Source organism: Tessaracoccus luoxuelianae, assembly GCF_054483915.1.
Genome location: NZ_CM137013.1, coordinates 590,676 through 609,270, shown reverse-complemented (window position 1 = coordinate 609,270; position 18,595 = coordinate 590,676). Strand labels below are relative to the sequence as shown.

Here is an 18,595-nt window from a genome sequence, read left to right as displayed (position 1 = left end):
GTGACTACCACGCCACAGTGGCAACAACAGCCCAGCGCCCCCATGCCCACCCCTCCGCCGCTCACCAGGCCGTGGTACCGCAAGAAGCGCGTACTGATCCCTGCGGGCCTCCTGGTGCTGGCCGGTATCGGCGGCGCCTTCTCGGATCCGGCCGAGACTGCGGCACCCGTGGCCGCCCCCGCCTCCAGCTCCGCCCCTGCAACGAGTCCGTCGAGTCCTGCTGCATCACCCGCCGCCAGCAGCGCCCCGTCGAGCACCGCCGCCACACAGCCGGAGGAATCCCCGGCGCCAGAAGCCGACCCCTACGCCGAGCGCTTCGGCGCCTTCGCCACCATCACGCAGAGCGGCACCGGCGACTCGGTGATCCAGCTGCCGGCCGACGCCGAGGCCGCTCTGGTCACCGCCACCCACGAGGGCAGCGCCAACTTCGTCCTCCAGACGCTTGACGGCTCGAACCAGCTCGATGACCTGCTCGTCAACGAGATCGGCACCTACTCCGGCACCGTCTCCTACGGCCTCATGGGTGGCGAGCCCACCATGCTGCAGATCACGGCGGACGGTTCCTGGACGGTCCAGATCGATCCCGTCACCGCTGCTCCCGTGGCACCGGCACAACTCAGCGGGGCCGGCGACGCCGTGTTCAAGTACGAGGGTGGGGCGGCGGTCGCGGCCGTCACCCACGACGGCGGTGCAAACTTCGTCCTCCAGCAGTCCGACGGCACCTGGCCCAGCCTGCTGATCAACGAGATCGGCGCCTACGAGGGCAGCGTCCCCTTGATGGCCGGCCCGTCTCTGCTGCTCGTCAAGGCCGACGGCGCCTGGACCATCGCCACCTCCTGAAGCGGGGCCTGCGGTCCGTCACGCCTCGTGCAGATGTGCGGCCCAAGACGGGCGGTGAGGCACGCCAACCCCACGAGCAGCCGCCGGCGAGCCTGGTGAATTGGGGGGCACCCGGCTCGTCGGCGGCCCTGGGGCGGGTCCCAGCCCCGGGCGCCGGCTGGCTCACCCAGCTGAGAGGGGTCGCCGCCCCCATCCCGAAGCGACGAGTCTTAGAGGGACTCAAGGGACGTTCGTTGTCAGCCTACGTTTCATAGGCTTCGAGGCCGCTGCGCGGCACCTCAGCCAGCGGGAGAGAGCTGCGCGGCACCTCAGTGTCCGGGGCCGGGCGGCCCCCGTGGAGCGGGAAAGAGCGTTCTTTCAAGTCAGCTGCGCGGCACCTCAGTGTCCGGGGCCGGGCGGCCCCCGTGGAGCGGGAAAGAGCGTTCTTTCAAGTCAGCCAGCGGGAGAGAGCTGCGCGGCACCTCAGCCACCGGGAGAGGCCGCTCGTCTCAAGCGCTCAGCCAGCAGAAGAGCCGTCCCAGGACTCAGCCCCGGCGGGGCCAGGAATACGGAGGCGTCGTGGTCCGCTGGGAGCGGATCGACGGGGGCGGCGCGGCGCAGTGATGCCCAACCCGACGATCACCCAGCTGGCGTCCCGCCTGGACTGACCCGCACCAGGGGCCGTCCCGGCGAACCGCGCCCGAAGCTAACCACGCCACACGGAGACCAGTGCGTGGAGACGGGAGACGAGGCCCGGGCGGCCTCACCACCCGGCCACCGCCAAGGCTGAACCCCCATATCAGACCACGCACAACGGCCGCCCGGGCCTCGACTCACGGGTCCAGGCACCCGCTGAGAGGGTCCCCATCCGCTGGTCAGCCTACGTTTCATAGGCTTCGAGGCCGCTGCGCGGCACCTCAGCCAGCGGGAGAGAGCTGCGCGGCACTCAGCCAACGGGACAGCCTGCGGGCGGCTCAGCCAGCGGGAATGGGCTGCGCGGCACCTCAGCCAACGAGAATGACGCCTCAGTCCGGAACGTTGTCCTTCAGTTCGGCCAACCACGCCGTCGCCGACACGTCCGACGGCATCCGCCAATCCCCCCGCGGCGACAACGCCCCACCCGAGAGCACCTTCGGCCCGTTGGGCATCGCCGAACGCTTGAACTGGTTGGCGAAGAACCGACGCAGGAACACCGACTCCCACTTCTTGATGGTGGCCAGGTCGTAGGCGGTACGGTCCGCCTCCGGGTACCCCGAGGGCCAGTGGCCCGCGTCGACATCCCGCCACGCATGGTGCGCCAGGAACGCGATCTTGCTCGGCCGGTAGCCGCGGCGCAGCACGCCGAACAGGGTGAAGTCATGCAGGGCGTAGGGCCCGATCGAGTCCTCCGTGGACTGCGGCTTCTGTCCCTCCCCCACCGGGATCAGCTCGGGCGAAATCTCCGTGTTGAGGATCGACGACAGGGTCTCGTTGACCCCGCTCTCCTCGAACTGTCCGGTGTTGATCACCCACCGGATGAGGTGCTGCATGAGCGTCTTCGGGACTCCCGCGTTGACGCCGTAGTGGCTCATCTGATCACCCACACCGTAGGTGCACCAGCCGAGCGCCAGCTCGGACAGGTCCCCGGTGCCCAGCACGATCCCGCCGCGCTGATTCGCGGCGCGGAACAGGAAGTCCGTGCGGATGCCGGCCTGCACGTTCTCGAAGGTCACGTCGTAGACCGGCTCACCGTCGCCCGCGGGATGGCCGAGGTCCTTGAGCAGCTGGGTGGCCATGGCCGTGATGTCGACCGTCTCGAACGTGACGCCGAGCGCCTCGGCGAGCAGGGTGGCGTTGTTCTTCGTGTGCGACGACGTGGCGAAGCCGGGCAGCGTGAACGCCAGGATGTGGGTGCGGGGCAGCGACAACCGATCGCACGCCTTCGCCGCGACAATCAAGGCGTGCGTGGAGTCCAGCCCTCCACTGACGCCGATGACGATCTTCGGCGACTTGGCCGCATCCCCTCCCCCGATGGCCTTCATCCGCCGCTCCAGCCCGGAGACCTGGATGTTGTACGCCTCGTAGCAGTCGTGGTGCAGCCTGGCCGGGTCGTCGGGCACGAACGGGAAACGATCCAGCGGGCGACGGAGCCCGAGATCGCCCGAGGGTGGCCGGACCGCGAAGTCGATGTTCCGGTACTCCCCCACCCCGACCGCCCGTCGGTTGTCCTCGAACGACCCCTGCCGAATCCGTTCCTGGCGCAGGCGGTCCAGGTCCACGTCGACGACGGTGCGCTGGGCGGCGTGCGGGAAACGCTCGGTCTGGCCCAGCAGATCGCCCATCTCGTAGACCATCGTCATGCCGTCCCAGGACAGGTCCGTGGTGGACTCGCCGAAGCTGGCCGCCGCGTAGGCGTAGGCGGAGTTGTTGCGGGCGCTGGCGGAGCGGGCCATCAGGTGCCGGTCCTCGGCCCGCCCCACCGTGATGGGGGACGCGGAGAGGTTGAGCTGCACCGTCGCGCCTGCCATCGCTGCCAGGGACGACGGCGGCACGGGCACCCACATGTCCTCGCAGACCTCGACGTGGACGGTGAGGCCGGGCACGTCCCGGGCCTCGAAGAGGAGGTCCGTGCCGAAGGGGACCTCGCCGAACTCGGCGGGCCACCCGGGCCGGTGGAGGGTGTCGAAGTCCAGGTCCGCGCCGTCAGCGAACCAGCGCTTCTCGTAGAACTCGCGGTAGTTGGGCAGGTAGGCCTTCGGCACCACGCCGAGCACATGCCCGCGGTGGATCACCACTCCGCAGTTGTAGAGCCGGTTGCCTGCGCGCAGCGGCGCCCCCACCACGATCAGCGGCAGCAGGTCCGCGGTCGCCTCCGCCAGCTCGACGACGGCGCGGTCCACGGCGTCGAGCAGCACGTCCTGCAGCAGGAGGTCGTCGATGGCGTACCCGGAGAGCGACAGTTCGGGGAACACCGCCACCGCGACACCGTCGTCGTGGCACGCCTTCACCTCAAGCGAGATGGCATGGGCATTGGCGGCCGGGTCCGCGATGATCACCGGAAGCGTGCAGGCCGCAACCCGCGCGAACCCGTGGCGGTACAGCGAGGAGAACTCCATGGGCGTCAGTCTTGCACGCACCACGGCGGCTTCATGAGAGTTCTCCCATCGACGGCTCACGGGCGCCTCACCGACGCCCGGCAGGCTCATCTCACCGGCCGGTTGGGACCGGCGGCCCGGGCCGACACCCGGCGGACGAGGGACTGGAGCAGAGATGCCGGACGACAGCTCACCCACCAAAGTGGTGCTCTACAGCCACGACTCGCAGGGCCTCGGCCATGTGCGTCGCAACCTCGCCATCGCGCACCACCTCGCCGCCGCGCTCCCCGCGCTGACCGGCCGGCCGGTCTCCGGCCTGCTGGTCTCCGGCCTCCCCCGCGCCAGCGCGTTCCCGCTCCCGGCCGGCTTCGACTGGCTGACCATCCCCGGCATCGCGAAGGACGGCGGCGAGTATCACCCGCGACACCTGGACGCCGGCACCGACGACCTGATCCAGCTCCGCTCCTCGGTGCTCGAGGCCGCGCTGCTCGGCTTCGCGCCGGACCTGGTTGTGATCGACCGCCACATCTACGGCGTCCGCAAGGAGCTCCGTCGCCCCCTGCGCCGGCTGCGAGCAGCGCGCCCCACCACCCGCGTCGTCCTCGGGCTGCGGGAGGTGCTCGACGCCCCCGACGTGGTCGCGGCGGAGTGGCGTCGGCTCAAGAACCCGATGAAGCTGCGCGACCTGGTGGACGAGGTGTGGGTGTACGGCGACCCGCGGATCCACGATCCCATCGCCTCCGGCGAGGCTCCCCCCGCGCTGATCGACCGGATCCGGTTCACCGGCTATCTGGCGGAGGGGCGTGCCGACGCCCCCGCCGCGACCCTCGCCGCCGATCCCCCGTTCATCCTCACCACCACCGGCGGCGGCTCCGACGGCGTGGAGCTGCTGCGCGCCGCCGTCGCCATGGAGGTTCCCCCCGGGCACCGGCACCTGGTGGTGACCGGGCCCCAACTCGACGACGACGCCCACGCCGAGATCGCCGCGGCCGCCGGCCCGCTCACCGACGTGCACCGCGACCTTCCCGGCCTCCCGGACCACATCCGGGCCGCCTCGGCCGTGATCGCGATGGCCGGCTACAACACGGTGTGCGAGGTCCTCGCCACCGCCACCCCGGCGCTCCTGGTGCCTCGCGAGCAGCCCCGCACAGAGCAGCTGATCCGCGCCCGCTCCATGGCCCGCGCGGGTGCCGCTGACCTCCTCCGGGCCGGACACGCCACCCCCGCCGCGCTGGGTTCCTGGGCGGCCGACGCCGTCCACCGTCGCGTCGACCGCTCCGGCATCCGCCTCGACGGCCTGGCGGTCACCGCCGGCTACGCGGCGACCCTGCTCAACGCGGACCGCTCCCGCTACCTCGTGGGGGTGGGGGCATGACCCGCATCGGCTACGTCCTGAAGGTCTATCCGCGCTTCTCGGAGACGTTCATCGTCACCGAGATCCTGGCCCGCGAGGCCCACGGAGACGACCTCTCCATCTACGCCCTGCGTCCCACCACCGACGCCCGCTTCCACCCCGAGATCGCCCGCGTGGAGGCCAACGTGACGTGGATCTCCCGGTACGCGAAGGGCGCGGACCTGTGGGCTCGGATCGCCGACGGCGTCCAGGACCCCGCCATGCGGGACCGCTTCGCCGCGACCCTCCCGCATCTGGCGGACCTCCCCGGCGACGAGGTGGCCCAGGGAGTGGAGCTGGCGCAGGCCGTCGTCGCCGACGGGATCACGCACCTGCACGCCCACTTCGCCACCCTCGCCGGGCGCGCCGCGTGGATCGCCTCGCGCCTCACCGGGGTGCCGTTCACGCTCACCACGCACGCCAAGGACATCTTCCACGAGTCCGTGGACCTCGCCTGGCTGCGCCGCCTGGCCGCCGACGCGGACCGGGTGATCGCCATCAGCCGGTTCAACCTCGCACACCTGGAGCGCGTCCTCGACGGGACAGGAGCCCGCATCACCCTCCAGTACAACGCACTGGAGCTGGACCGCTTCCCCTACCGCGACCTCCCCGAGCCGGGCCAGCGGCTCAAGGTGGCGGCGGTCGGCCGGCTGGTGGCGAAGAAGGGGTTCGCCGACCTCGTCGACGCCGCCGCCCAGGCCACCGCCGCCGGGCTTCCACTCCGGGTCACCATCGCCGGTGACGGCGAGCTCGCGCCCGCACTCCAGGCCCGGATCGACGAGCTCGGCCTCCGCGACACCGTCCGCCTGGTGGGCCCCCGCACCCAGACCCAGATCCGCACCCTGATCGAGGAGGCCGACGTGTTCGCCGCCCCCTGCATCCCCGCAGACGACGGCAACGTCGACGGCCTCCCCACCGTCGTCCTGGAGGCGATGGCCGTGGGCACGCCCGTGGTCGCCACAGCCGTCACCGGCCTACCGGAGGTGGTCCTCGACGGCGAGACCGGCGTGCTCCTGGAGCCCGGCGACGTGTCCGGCCTGGCCGATGCCCTGTCCGCCTTCGCGGCCGGCCGGCTACCCGCCGCGGCGATGTCCGCCAACGCCCGCGCCCTCATCGAGGAGCGCTTCGACAGCCGCCGCCACGCCGCGACACTCAGCGCCTGGCAGAACGGAGCCGCCCGATGAGGATCGCCTACGTGTCCGTGGACCCCGGCATCCCGGTGTTCGGCACGAAGGGCGCCTCCGTGCACATCCAGGAGGTGGTCCGCGAGTTCCGCGCCCGCGGCCACCACGTCACCGTCTACGCCACCCGCATCGGGGAGCACGTGCCCGAGGATCTGGCCGGCCTCGACGTGGTGCACGTCGGCGTCGCGAAGGGCGATCCTGCCGCCCGCGAGCGCGCCCAGCGCACCGCCTCGGACATGATCGCCCGGCAGGTGATCGACGGCGGCGCGGACCTGGTCTACGAGCGCTACTCCCTGTTCAGCACGGCCCTGGCGCGCGTCGGCGCGTCGCTGGGCGCCCGCACGGTCCTGGAGGTCAACGCCCCCCTCATCGAGGAGCAGCGCCGGCACCGTGACCTCGTCGACGCGCCCTTCGCCTGGGCAGCGCTCCGCGCGCAGGTCAAGGCGGCCTCGGCCACCGTGTGCGTCTCGGACCCGGTGCGGGCCTGGGTGCGGCGGCACACCGACGGCGGCCGGGTGCACACCGTCGCCAACGGGGTGGGCGTGCAGCGCATCGCGCCCCAGCCGGAATCGAACGGGGCGCCGGTGGTGACGTTCGTCGGCACCCTCAAGCCCTGGCACGGCGTCTCGGACCTGGTGGAGGCAGCCGCGCTGGCCCACGTGCCCTGGCGGCTGCGGATCATCGGCGACGGCCCGGAGCGCGGCGCCCTCGAGGGACTTGCGGCCCGGCTGGGCGTCGAGGTGGAGTTCCGCGGCGCCGTCGCCCCCGCCGAGATCCCGCGACACCTGGCCGGCTCCGCCGTCGGCGTGGCGCCCTACCCGGCGTCGCCGGCGGACGGGGACCAGTATTTCTCGCCGCTGAAGGTCTACGAGTACCTCGCGGCCGGGCTGCCCGTGGTGGCATCGGCCGTCGGGCAGCTGCCCGCGATCCTCGACGGCGACGGCGTCCTGGTGCCGCCGTCGGACCCGGCCGCCCTGGCGGGCGCGCTCGATGGCCTGGCCGCCGACCCCGCGCTCAGGTCGCGGATGGGCCGCCTGGCCAGGGCGCACGCCGTCGAGCGGCACAGCTGGGCCGGCGTGGTGGATCGCATCCTGGCCCTCGCGGAGGCGGGCGATGAGTGACCGCACGCGGCTGGACCGCTCCGCGATGGCCCGCACCCTGGCGCTGCTGCGCCCCGACCTCGTCGGCCACCGGCGCCTGATGCTCGGCGGCACCGGGGTGCTGCTGCTCGAGGTGGTGTTCCGGGTGCTGGAGCCGTGGCCGATGAAGTTCGTCGTCGACGCGGTGAGTGCCTCGCTGGGCGCCGACCTCGGCGCGGGCCAGGCCCCCGCCACCGTCGGCCTGCTCGTCTGGTGCGGCGTGGCGACGGTGGTGATCGTGGGGCTCCGGGCGCTCAGCAACTACCTGGCAACGGTGGCGTTCGCGCTGGTGGGGTCGCGGGTGGCCACGACGCTGAGGGCACGCGTGTTCCGTCATGTGCAGGGCCTGTCGCAGCAGTTCCACTCCCGCAACCGCAGCGCCGACACGGTCCAGCGCCTCGTCAGCGACGTGGGCCGGATGCAGGAGGTGGCCGTCACCGCGGGTCTGCCGCTGGTGGCCAACCTGCTCACGCTGGCGGTGATGCTGGTGGTGATGCTGGTGCTGGACCCGCTGCTGTCGCTGGTGGTGGTGGCGGCCATGGCGCTGTTCTTCGTGGGCTCGGTGGGCACCTCGCAGAAGATCGCGGTGGCCTCACGCCAGACCCGCAAGGGCGAGGGGCAGCTGGCCAACACTGCGCAGGAGTCGCTCTCGTCGATCCGGATCGTGCAGGCGTACGGCCTGGAGGAGCACATCGCCGGCCGGTTCTCGTCGGCGAACCACCGCTCGCTCAAGGAGGGCGTGAAGTCCCGGCGGCTGGCGGCCGGGTTGGAGCGCCGCACCGACGTCATCGTCGGGCTCGCGACCGCCGTCGTCCTCGTCGGCGGCGGCCTGCGCGTCCTGGACGGCGCCATGACGCCGGGCGATCTGGTGCTGTTCACCACCTACCTGCGCACCACCATGAAACCGCTGCGCGACATGGCGAAGTACACCGGCCGGATCGCGCGGGCCAGCGCCTCGGGCGAGCGGGTGGCGGACCTGATGGACATCGCCCCCGAGGTGGTCTCCCCGCGGCGCTCAGTGACCCCGCGGGCTGTGCGGGGCTGGGTGCGGTTCGACTCCGTGGTGGCCGGCTACGGGAGGACGACGGTGCTGCGCGGGGTGACGCTGACGGCCCGCCCCGGCGAGAAGGTGGCCGTCATCGGCCCGTCCGGCTCCGGCAAGTCCACGCTGGTCTCGCTGCTGGTGCGGGCGCTGGACCCCCAGCTCGGCGAGGTGACCCTGGACGGTCATCCGCTGCGGGAGCTGGACCTGGGGCACCTGCGGGCCAACGTCTCGCTGCTGGCCCAGGAGGCGGTGCTGTTCACGGGCACCATCCGGGAGAACATCCGGCTGGGAAGGCAGGACGCCACCGACGTGGAGGTCGAGATCGCGGCGCGCGCCGCGCACGCCCACGAGTTCATCCTCGACCTCGAAGACGGCTACGACACCGTCGTCGGCGAGCGCGGCGGCACCCTGTCCGGCGGGCAGCGGCAGCGCGTCGCCATCGCCCGCGCGCTGCTGCGCGACGCCCCAGTCGTGGTGCTCGACGAGGCCACCACCGGCCTGGACCCGGAGTCCGCCCGGCTGGTCCTCGACGCGATCGATACCCTCGTCGAGAACCGCACCACCCTGGCCGTCACCCACGACGTCGAGATGGCGCTCCGCTCGGACCGGGTGGTGTGGCTGGAGGACGGCAGGATCCTGCGCGAGGGCTCGCCGGCGGCGCTGCTCGCCGACGACCCCTCGTTCCGGGCCTGGGTGGAGGCCAGCGGCCGCACCCCCGACGAGATCCGGATGGGCACGCGATGAGGACCGACGAGGTGGTGGCGCTGCTGCTGGACCCGCCGTCGATCTCGGAGCTGACGGGGCGCGAGGCTGTGGTGTCGCGGCTGCGGATCAAACCGGGGGTGTCCGTGGTGGCGGCGCTGGCGGACGCGCGGACGGGGGAGGTCGACGGGTGGGCGCGGGTGCTGTGGCCGGCGAGCCGGGCCAAGACGGAGAAGGCGGAGGAACGGGCAGTCCGGCGCGGCCAGCGGTACCGCCTGCGGACGCTGGACGGCGACCTGGTGCTGGAGAGCGGTGAGGTGTGGGCGGACCCGGTGCTCGCCGGCGCACTGCGGGGCGCTGCCGTGGCCGGGGTTCTGGGGGTCGACGATCCGGTGCTGCGCTACAACCCTGCCCGGCGCCTGGTGGTGCGCCGGGCAGCGACGACGGTGCGGGTGGCCGACGAGGCGGACCCGACGGCGCTGGCGCTGGACACGGTGTTGGTCGCAGCCGGGGTGCCCGTGCCTGGGCGGATCGACGACGGGTCGCGGCGGGGGGTGCGCATCCAGCGGTTCGTGGGCGACACCGACCTGGAGCGGACCCCCGACGTGGCCGGCACCCGCGCGGCGGGGGTCGCGCTGGCTCTCCTGCACGGGGCCGTCGGGGCGGTACCGGTGCAGGTCGCAGGCTGGTTGGCGGCTCGGCAGCCGGACCTGGCGGCGCAGGGCCGCGCCCACGCGGAGATCCTGGCGCCATTGGAAGCAGGCCTGGCCTCCCGGGTCTCCGTCCTGACCGATCGGGTCGCGGCCCTGTGGGCGCGGGTCGGGCGCGGGGGCGCCCTGCTGCACGGCGACTTCTCCCCGGACCAGGTGCTGCTGGAGCGGCAGACCGGGCGGGTGTGGCTGACGGACCTGGACCGGGCCACTGTCGGCGCACCGGCGGCGGACCTCGGCTCCTACCTGGCCTCCGCCGCCCCCGGGCTCGGGGAGGCCCTGCTCGATGGGTACCGCGCGGGCGGCGGCAGCATCCCAGGCGATGCGGAGCTGCGGGTGGGTCGGGCGCGAGCGGTGCTGCTGGGCGCCGTCGATCCCCTGCGGCGGGCCGATCCGGGGTGGCGCGCGGGTGTCGCGGGGCGGTTGGACATCCTCGAGGAACTGGTGTGACGGGCGTGTCGCGGGCGTTGTCCGCGCTGCGGGAGCTGCCAGGGGTGAGGCGCGCGTGGCCGGCGAGCGACGGCTCGCTCACCGTCGAGGTGGTGCGCGACGCGTCGCTTCTGGCCGGGCGGCTGTCCGCCGACGGTGGGCTGCGGCTCGCCGGGCACCGCCGCGACCCTCGTCTCCCCGGGCTGACGCCGTCGGGAGGGCGGCTGGTGGTGCACCGGCTGCACAGGCGGGCCGTGGTGCTGCACCCGGACCGGGCGACGAAGGTGCTGCGGCCCGGGCGGGCGGCGGGGGTCGCGGCGGTGTCGTCGCAGATGGGCGAGGCGTGCCGACGGGCCGGCCTGGGCGCCGCGGCAGTGCGGGCCGTGGCGGAGGATCGGCTGGAGTTCGAGCTGCTCCCAGGCCGGACCCTGCATGAGCTCGGCGACGACGGCCTCGACGGGTGGCGCGAGCTCGCGGCCCGGTGGCCTCTGCTGGCACGGCAGCCGGTGAACGTGCCGGCCCACGACGCGGCCGCCGAGGTCGCGGTGCTGCGGCAGTGGCTGGGGCACGCTGAGCTCTTCGGGTCCCTGCCGCGGATGGCGGAGCTGGCCCGCGCCGTCGACAGGACGTGCGGGGGGCTCGCGGACGCACCGGACCCCGCGGTGACGCTGCACCGCGACCTGCACGACAAACAGGCCTTGTGGGACGGGGATTCGCTCGCCCTACTGGATCTGGACACCGCGGCCCGGGGCGAGGCGGCCCTGGACCTGGCGAACCTGCTCACCCACGTCGACCTGCGGCACGCTCAGGGATCGCTTCGGGAGCCAGGACCCGTCCGCGAGGCCCTCGCCGGCGTCGTCGAGGAGCTGCGGATCAGCCCGGAGCGGCTGGCGACCTACGGAGCGGCGGCGCGGCTGCGGTTGGCGTTCGTCTACTCGTTCCGGCCCTCCGCGGGGCGCTGGCTCGACGCCTGGGTGGACCGCACCCTCACCCACGCACCCCTCTCAGGCTGACAGCCGAGGTCACGATTCGGCGACGGTTACCGCCTCGGGGATGACCCAGCAGGGTCGCGGTGGCACCCTGGAGGGATGAGGATCAAGGCGCTCCTGGTGGTGGTCGCGATGCTCGCCACCACGCTCGTGGTCAGCTGGCAGCAGGCACCCCGGGCGGTCGCGTGCAGCTGCGTGGCGCTCACGCCCGCGGAACAGGCCGACATGGCCGACGTGGTGGCGCGCGGCACCGTGGTGTTGGTCGAGCGGCCCGCGAGACCGACGTCGAGCCTCGACGACGCCACCTACACCGTCGAGCTGACGCAGGCGTGGAAGGGCGATCCTCCCGGCACCGTCGAGGTGCTCACCGCCGTTGAAGGCGCCAGCTGCGGCTGGGAGGGCATCGAGGAGGGGATGGAGATCATCCTGTTCGCCCAGCCCGACGGTGCCGCCTGGCGCTCCAACCTGTGCAGCGGCTCCGGACCGGCCGACGACGGGGTCGAGGCCGAGCTGACCGCCGACCTCGGCGAACCCTCACCCGTGGAGCCGTCGCCCGGGACGCCGTCGGCCGGGGTCGGCCTGCTGGCAGACCCAGCCGTCGCCGCGGGGCTGATTGTCGCGTTGGTCGCGGCGGGTGTCGCGGTGTGGTTCGTGAGGCGGCGCTAGGCGGGTGTGTCCGCCGCGCCCCACCGAGCTTTCAACCACTCCCACCCGCGTTTGATCCGCGACATCAGCGTCCACGCCAGCCACATCATGATGGCGAGCAGGATCGCGGCGACGATCGCGGCCGTAACTGGGAACAGCACCGCCAACGTGGCCACGCTCACCACGCCGACGTCCCCGGCCACGGACGCCGCGACATTGGACACCGGCTCCGGGGATGTGTTGACCGCCAGCCGGATCCCGGCCTTGGACAGATGGCTGAGCAGGGCCGTCACCCCTCCGACGGCGGCCAGCGAGATGGTGAGCAGGTCGCCGTTGGCGCCGGCGATGAGCGCTCCGATGACGGCCCCGGCGATGGGGCGGATCGCAGTGGAGGGCACGTCCCAGATGGAGTCGACGACGGGGATCTTGTCCGCCACCAGTTCGAGGAGGGCGAGGACACCCATGATGATCAGTACGTCGGTGCGCATGAACCCCTCGGGGACGCCGCCGGTGCCGGCGTACCGGCCGAGCAGGCCGAGGATGAACACCGTCGCGTAGGCGTTGATGCCTGAGGCCCACCCGGAGGCGAACGTCATGGGGAGCAGTTCCATGCCGCCATTATGGGGGGTTGGCTACTTGTCATGCTCAAGGTCGTACTCGACCCTGAGCATGACAAGTGACACTCGGGACCCCGTCGGGGGCGGCAGCACGGCGGTGCAGGCGCCGGGCCGACGGAGGGGTCAGGCGGCGGAGGGCTCCCATCCGGCGGGCATCATCACCTGCAGCCCCTTCGGCTCAACAGTCACCGTCACCGAGGTCACTTCGCCGAAGTGGTCCCCGTCGAGCTCGATCTCCTCCGGCTCGCGCAACCACACCTCGATGCGTCGGCACTGCTGGTAGCTCAGCTCGCGGTTCCCGCCCTGGCTGCGCTTCCGGCCGCGGAAAATGGCGTTGTCGACCAACACCTTCCACGCCACGCGGACCCACCCGAAGCGGCCCTGCGGTTCCACCGCGACCACGTCGAGAACCCCGTCGTCGACGGCGGCATCCGGCATGAGCAGCACGTTGCCGCCGATGGATCCGCAGTTGCCGACAAGCACCGTGTGCACCCGCGCGCGCTGGGGGGCGTCGTCGTCGAGGCGGTACTGCAGACGCATCCGGTGGTTCTTGCGCAGCGACTCCAGACCGGCCTTCACGTAGGCCACCATGCCGAACTTCTTCTTCAGCTTCTCATCCGCCGACGACATGATCTGGGCGTCCAGGCCCATGCCGGCCATCACGACGAAGGTGCGCTCCTCGCGATCGCCGCTCTCCCGCGTCCATGCGGCGATCCCCAGGTCCACCGGCCGCGCCACGCCCTCGAACGCGGCCTTCACCGATTCGGGCAGGTTGTCCAACGTCAGTTCCAGGTTTCTGGCCAGCAGATTGCCCGTGCCCTGGGGACAGAGCCCGAGCGGCACCCCGCTACCCCGCAGGCCCTCGGCCACGGCCCGGATGGTGCCGTCACCGCCGACCCCGAGCACCACCGCGCACCCCTCGTCGACGGCCTGCCGTGCCATGCCGGTGCCCGGATCCTCGGCGGAGGTCTCCAGCCACAGCGACGGACCCCAGCCCGCCGTCTTCTCGGCCGCACCAACCACCTTCTCCAGCCCCGCACGTTCAACCTTCGTGGGGTTGAACACGACGGCGGCGCGCCGGCCGCGTGCCCCCGTCGCCTCGCCCGATGCCACAGACCCGCCGCTTGCCTCAGCCATGTCAGTCAGTCCTTCCAGACGGGGATGACCCGCGAACCGTCGGGCTTCGGCTGCTCCTGCCACACGATGACCGACCAGGCCGCAACGGTCGCGGTCTCGGACACGATCAAGCCCTCACCCTCGTTCCAGTAGTTGCAGGCAGGCTCCGCGAAGGTCGACGTGTCGATGAGCCGCCGCCACACGTAGCCCTCCAGGGGCGGCGGGACCTTGAACTCGATCTCGTGGTCGGCCATGTTGATCATCACCCAGAAGTCGTCCCCCGGGGAGTCGATCTGGATGGAGACCGCCCGGTCCCCCTCCATGGGGAACCCCTCGCCCGACGGGGTGTGGAAGAGGTAGGACACGTCCTTGTCGTCTGCCACCATGTCCCCCCAGCGCCTCTGCTGGAGCGCCTCGTGCCGCTGGCGGAGGTTGGCGAGGAAGGTGGCGAAGCGGAACTGCCCGTTGACGTGCGGGGGCGTCTCGTACTGCCCAAGATTGTCGTGGTACGGCTCGTCGACGCCGTCGGCCACCGGCACCCGCTGCGGGGCGTTGGTGGGGATCATGGCGTAGTTGTTGCGCATCGCCACCGAGTCCAGCGCCCACGGGTTGTTGTTGCCGTTCTGGGTGCGGCCGAACTCGTCGCCGGCCACGATCATCGGCACCCCACGGGAGAAGAACAGGATGGTCCAGAGGTTGCGCAACCGCTGGCGGCGCAGCGCCTGGGAGCCCCCCGAATCCCACGACAGGTTGTCGTCCGACCCGCCGTCGGAGGGACCGAACGGCGGCGGCTGGTGGTTCTGCTTCTCCTGGTAGGACACCAGGTCCGCCATGTTGAAGCCGTCGTGGGCGGTGATGAAGTTGATGGTCTTCTGCGCGCCGCCGCTGTCGTGGAAGTGGTGGTAGTCGCCGTTGAACATGTCCGTGAACGCCACCATGTTGGCGTCACCCTTGGTGAAGCGGCGCACAGCGTCGCGGTAGCGGCCGTTCCACTCGCCCCAGCCGCGGGGGAAGTTGCCCACCTCGTAGCCCCAGAGGTCCCACGCCTCGGCGATGACGTCGATGTGCTCGGCCTTCGCCATGGCCGCGATGTCCACCAGCAACGGGTGGTCCGAGAAGAACCGCTTCTGCCTGGCCCAGTCGTCGGCGGCGGCCTCACCGGGCAGGCGGCCGAGCACGGTGGCCAGGTCGAACCGGAAGCCGTCCACCTGCATGTCCTGCGTCCAGTACTCCAGCGAGTCCAGCACCAGCTTCCTGGCCGCCTCGGAGGAGTAGTTCATCTGGTTCGACGTGCCCGTGGCGCCGTCGACCAGGATCTTGTCTGGCGTCATCTGGTAGTACTCGGCGCAGGCGAACCCGCCCAGGCTGGTGAAGCCGGTGGCGTTGACGTCACCGTTCCAGTTGCCGCCCTCGGCGGTGTGGTTGTAGACCACATCGAGGTACACCTCGAGGCCCGCGTCGTGGAACGCGGAGACCATCTCCTTGAACTCGCGGGTGGGCCCGCACCAGCTCTTGTCCGCCGCGTACTGCCGGTTCGGGGCGAAGAAGGACAGCGTCATGTAACCCCAGGCGTTCACCGCGCCGTGGCGGGCGGATTCCGACGCGTTCGTCTCGTGCACCGGCAGCAACTCGACGGTGGTCACCCCCAACGCCTTGAGGTACGGCGCCATCATCCCGGCACCCTTGTAGGTGCCCTGGAACTCCGGCGGGATGTCGACGACGCCCTCGAAGCCCGGTTCGCGGCTGAGCAGCTCGGACAGCCGCGCCACCGACGGATGGCCGGTCAGCTGCTCCACCTGCACCTCGTAGATGACGTTCTTCTCGCTCGGGATGCGGGGCTTCGGCGTGACGGGCGTGTAGTCGGCGATCAGCACCCCCTTCGGCGCGTACGGTCCGGTGTCGATGTTGCGACGGGGGACGCCGTCGACCAGTTCCCCGCCGGTGCCGAACACGCCGTCGTTGACGCCGTAATCATGCAGCTGGTCGGTGAAGACGTTGTGGGTGACCTCGCGGGCGTAGGGATCGAAGAGCACCTTGTTGGGGTTGAACCGGTTGCCGTCCTTGTCCAGGTCGGAGACGAAGCCCAGATCCGACCCCGGCTTCCAGCCCTTCACATACCGCCAGTTCCGGCCCCAGGCGCGGAAGCCGATCAGGGCCCCGAACTGCAGGCCCTGCAACCAGGCCCGCCAGACGCCGTCGCGGCCCTTGGCGAGGAGATAGGTGCGCTGCGCGGAGGCACCCATCGCCTCCGGGTAGATCTCGAGCTGCACCCGCGTGGCGGCCGGGGCGTAGACGGCGAAGGTGACCCCCTCTGCGTGGGGGTGTGTGCCCAGCGGCCAGGTGGCCTTGGACCAGGAGCGCCGGTCGAGCGCTATCACGCGTGTCATGGCGACGATTTTGACACGCCGCCCACCAGATTGCCGCAACGAGCGCCCGGGATCTCTTCCCAACGGGTCGCGGCAGGAGGACGCTGGAGGCATGAACACGCGCCCGAACGTGGTGCTCGCGGTGGTGATCGCGACAGTGGCGCTCCTGGCTGTCATGGCCGGCGTCTTCACCGCCACCCGCGAACAGCCAGACCTTGATCCGTCGACGCCCGACGGCGTGGTCCAGCTCTACGCCCTTGCCCTCATCAGGGGCGACGACGACGAGGCGGTCAGCTACCTGGATCCGTCCCTCGGCTGCTCCGCCCCCCTGCCGGGGGTGCAGCGGCCGCTGCGCGCCAGCCTCACCGTCGCCGACACCCGCGTTGATGGCGACAAGGCCATCGTCGTGGCCGATATCACCGAATCCCAGGGCGGAATGCTCGATACGTGGGAGCATCGCGAACAGTTCGAGCTTCGCGCGCGGGATGGCGAGTGGATGCTGACCGGTCACCCTTGGCCTGTCTACGGCTGCAAGTAGGACGGTGGTGGTTGAGATGGTCTCCGGGTTCATCAGCCTGGCGGTGGTGGTGGGGCTCATCGCCCTGATCGCGACGGGAGCCAGGCGCCGCGGCCCCGGCGTCGACGCCCGCAGCGTGCGCCGATTCTTCCAGTACGCCGTGCTGTATGCCCTCGTGATCGTCGTGGCATTGGGCGTGGACGAGCTGCTGGGGAGGCTGCTGGGCGCCGAGGTGCCCCAGTGGCAGGATCCGTCGGCTGAACTCGCGAGGGGGCTGGCCTTCACGTTCGTCGGCGGCGCCCTGGCGCTGCTGCTGGCCTGGTGGACGCGCCGCATGCACAAGGCGGACCCCACCGAGGCCGAGTCCCCGATGTGGGTGGCCTACGTGACGCTGGCCGCGCTCACCGGAGCGGTCGTCGCGGCGTCGTCGGTGCAGAACGTGGGCTACCTGCTGGTCTCGGACGGGCGCCTCGACGCGGAGTCCGCCGCGACCTTCGTCCCTTGGGCTGCCGTCTGGTGGGTCCACTGGGAGATCGCACGACGGACCCTCGACGAGGCCCGCCAGACCGCGCATCTGCTGCTCGGATCGCTGGTGGGCCTGGCCTTCGGGACCGCCGGGCTGGTCATCACGCTGGGCACCTCGCTGGACCTGCTGCTGCGGCCCGAGACGGTCGGCCGCCCGCTGGGCATGCTCGGCGAGGGAGCCGCGACACTGCTCGTCGGGGCGCTGATCTGGATGCGCTACTGGGCCACGCGGGCCATTGCGTTGCCCCGACGGCCGCTGTGGCTGGCCTTCGTGCTGCCGCTCGGGGTGGGCGGCGGATTGGTGATGGCACTGGTGGCCGGCAGCCGGCTGCTGTGGAGCGTGCTGGTGTGGTTCTTCGGTGACCGGCAGGATCTGACGGCGTCGGGGCACTTCGACAGCGCCTCGCTCGAGTTGGCCGCGCTGCTGGTAGGGGTCCTGATCTGGTGGTACCACCGCTCTGTGCTGGCCTCCGGCCAGGAAGGCCTGGCGCGCACAGAGCCGCAGCGGGTCTACGAATACCTGGTGGCCGGCATCGGGCTGGTGGCTGCCGCCGTCGGCGTCGGCACCCTGCTGGTGACCCTCATCGAGGCCCTCACCCCCGGCATCGACGCCGGCATGCCGGTGGTCAACACGCTTTGGGCTGCGGTGACGCTGCTCGTCGTGGGCGCACCCGTGTGGTGGGTGTTCTGGCGGCGGGTCGGCCTGGGCGCCGCCGTCGATCCCACTGCGGAGGCTGCCTCGCCCGCGCGTCGGGTCTACCTGGTGGTGCTCTTCGGGCTGGCGGGTGTCGCGGCGGTGATCGCGCTCATCACGGCCGCCGTCACCCTGCTGCAGGACGTGGTGGCTGGGTCCCTCGGGGCGGCCACCGTGCGGTCGATGCGCTACGCGCTGGGGACCCTGGTTGGGGCGGCCGCGGTGTCGGCCTATCACGGGGCGGTGTTCCGGGCCGATCGCGTGGCCGGGGCCTCGGCGCGCCCGCGGGGGCCGAGGACCGTGGTGCTCATCGGCGCAGTAGGGCCGGAAGTGGACCGCGAGGTCTCCCGCGCGACGGGGGCCCACGTCGAGGTGTGGGGGCGGTTGGACCACCCGTCCGCGGACTGGAATGTCGCGGGGTTGGCCGACGAGTTGGCCCTGTATCCGGGCCTGGACGTGATGGTGCTCGCCGAGGGCGGTGGGCATCGGGTCGTGGTGGTTGACCCGAGCGGTCGTCGCGCCGCGAGCCCCGATCCTGACTGACCTTCCCGACGCTGATTGAGCCCTCCCGGATTGAGCCGGGCACAGCCGCGCAGTGGGCAGGGGCGCAGCGCAGGGGGCAGGGGCGCAG

Annotated in this window: 14 protein-coding genes; 10 read left to right on the top strand and 4 right to left on the bottom strand. The window is 71.8% G+C overall.

The window, feature by feature from the left end:
- Window positions 1-840: a hypothetical protein gene (locus tag ACX1D1_RS02485; RefSeq protein ID WP_459055775.1), complete on the top strand. Its 840-nt coding sequence runs from the start codon at window positions 1-3 to the stop codon at window positions 838-840.
- A gap of 1,004 nt (window positions 841-1,844) precedes the next feature.
- On the opposite strand, the gene ACX1D1_RS02480 is transcribed toward ACX1D1_RS02485, so the two are convergent.
- Window positions 1,845-3,914 (bottom strand): NAD(+) synthase, encoded by a 2,070-nt coding sequence (locus tag ACX1D1_RS02480; protein ID WP_459055774.1) that lies wholly within the window; start codon window positions 3,912-3,914, stop codon window positions 1,845-1,847.
- Window positions 3,915-4,068: 154 nt separating this feature from the next.
- Between ACX1D1_RS02480 and ACX1D1_RS02475 the strand changes: the two genes are divergently transcribed.
- The 7 genes from ACX1D1_RS02475 to ACX1D1_RS02445 all read left to right on the top strand — a co-directional run bounded on the left by ACX1D1_RS02475 (window position 4,069) and on the right by ACX1D1_RS02445 (window position 12,150).
- Window positions 4,069-5,268 carry a glycosyltransferase family protein gene (locus tag ACX1D1_RS02475; protein ID WP_220491006.1) on the top strand — a complete coding sequence of 400 codons (1,200 nt, stop codon included), beginning with the start codon at window positions 4,069-4,071 and terminating at the stop codon, window positions 5,266-5,268.
- Window positions 5,265-6,470 (top strand): glycosyltransferase, encoded by a 1,206-nt coding sequence (locus ACX1D1_RS02470; protein ID WP_459055773.1) that lies wholly within the window; start codon window positions 5,265-5,267, stop codon window positions 6,468-6,470. Before ACX1D1_RS02475 ends, ACX1D1_RS02470 begins: the two co-directional genes overlap by 4 nt.
- A complete protein-coding gene (locus tag ACX1D1_RS02465) occupies window positions 6,467-7,591 on the top strand; it encodes a glycosyltransferase family 4 protein (RefSeq protein WP_182800540.1) in 1,125 nt (374 codons plus the stop codon). Before ACX1D1_RS02470 ends, ACX1D1_RS02465 begins: the two co-directional genes overlap by 4 nt.
- Window positions 7,584-9,398, top strand: coding sequence for an ABC transporter ATP-binding protein (locus tag ACX1D1_RS02460; RefSeq protein WP_220491007.1), 1,815 nt, complete (start codon window positions 7,584-7,586; stop codon window positions 9,396-9,398). Before ACX1D1_RS02465 ends, ACX1D1_RS02460 begins: the two co-directional genes overlap by 8 nt.
- A complete protein-coding gene (locus tag ACX1D1_RS02455; RefSeq protein WP_182783457.1) occupies window positions 9,395-10,516 on the top strand; it encodes a phosphotransferase family protein in 1,122 nt (373 codons plus the stop codon). Before ACX1D1_RS02460 ends, ACX1D1_RS02455 begins: the two co-directional genes overlap by 4 nt.
- Window positions 10,513-11,508 (top strand): phosphotransferase, encoded by a 996-nt coding sequence (locus ACX1D1_RS02450; protein WP_182783459.1) that lies wholly within the window; start codon window positions 10,513-10,515, stop codon window positions 11,506-11,508. The genes ACX1D1_RS02455 and ACX1D1_RS02450 overlap by 4 nt, the downstream gene beginning before the upstream one ends.
- Before the next feature lie 75 nt (window positions 11,509-11,583).
- Window positions 11,584-12,150 (top strand): netrin-like domain-containing protein, encoded by a 567-nt coding sequence (locus ACX1D1_RS02445; protein ID WP_459055772.1) that lies wholly within the window; start codon window positions 11,584-11,586, stop codon window positions 12,148-12,150.
- On the opposite strand, the gene ACX1D1_RS02440 is transcribed toward ACX1D1_RS02445, so the two are convergent.
- The 3 genes from ACX1D1_RS02440 to ACX1D1_RS02430 all read right to left on the bottom strand — a co-directional run bounded on the left by ACX1D1_RS02440 (window position 12,147) and on the right by ACX1D1_RS02430 (window position 16,249).
- On the bottom strand, window positions 12,147-12,740 hold the full coding sequence (locus tag ACX1D1_RS02440) for a DUF4126 domain-containing protein (protein WP_182783463.1): 594 nt from the start codon (window positions 12,738-12,740) through the stop codon (window positions 12,147-12,149). The two genes, ACX1D1_RS02445 and ACX1D1_RS02440, sit on opposite strands and share 4 nt — an antisense overlap.
- Window positions 12,741-12,869: 129 nt before the next feature.
- Window positions 12,870-13,883, bottom strand: a complete 1,014-nt coding sequence (locus ACX1D1_RS02435) for a diacylglycerol/lipid kinase family protein (RefSeq protein ID WP_182783465.1) — start codon at window positions 13,881-13,883, stop codon at window positions 12,870-12,872.
- A gap of 5 nt (window positions 13,884-13,888) precedes the next feature.
- Window positions 13,889-16,249 carry a glycogen debranching protein gene (locus tag ACX1D1_RS02430; RefSeq protein WP_459055771.1) on the bottom strand — a complete coding sequence of 787 codons (2,361 nt, stop codon included), beginning with the start codon at window positions 16,247-16,249 and terminating at the stop codon, window positions 13,889-13,891.
- Window positions 16,250-16,340: 91 nt separating this feature from the next.
- Here ACX1D1_RS02430 and ACX1D1_RS02425 point away from each other — a divergent pair, with 91 nt between their 5' ends.
- Window positions 16,341-16,766: a hypothetical protein gene (locus tag ACX1D1_RS02425; protein ID WP_182783469.1), complete on the top strand. Its 426-nt coding sequence runs from the start codon at window positions 16,341-16,343 to the stop codon at window positions 16,764-16,766.
- Window positions 16,767-16,782: 16 nt separating this feature from the next.
- Window positions 16,783-18,507, top strand: a complete 1,725-nt coding sequence (locus tag ACX1D1_RS02420; RefSeq protein WP_459056532.1) for a DUF5671 domain-containing protein — start codon at window positions 16,783-16,785, stop codon at window positions 18,505-18,507.
- Window positions 18,508-18,595: the final 88 nt, after the last annotated feature.